Consider the following 262-nt stretch of genomic DNA (forward strand, 5'->3'; position numbering starts at 1 on the left):
GTTTAACTCTACAATCAGTGTGCTTGTCAGAGATTATCAATTTCTGCTGCAGGCCGTAACCAGATTATTGTTCTTTTTACTTCCGATTTTTTGGAATATCTCAGAGCAGCTCGGGAAAAATCACCCGAATCTTCTGCCTGTGCTTAAGCTGAATCCGATTTTTTATCTGATAGAACGATTTAGGAACAGCTTCTTAGACGGAAAATGGTTTTTCCAAGACATGAAGTACACGCTGTATTTCTGGCTGTTCACATTCCTTTTA

At 38.9% G+C, this 262-nt stretch carries 1 pseudogene; it reads left to right on the forward strand.

Annotated elements, in window-relative coordinates:
• Positions 1–262: pseudogene (locus SB660_RS21475) on the forward strand (Teichoic acid translocation permease TagG); the annotation flags it as partial.

Source organism: Bacillus sp. SIMBA_005 (genome assembly GCF_046535585.1).
GTDB lineage: Bacteria > Bacillota > Bacilli > Bacillales > Bacillaceae > Bacillus > Bacillus pumilus.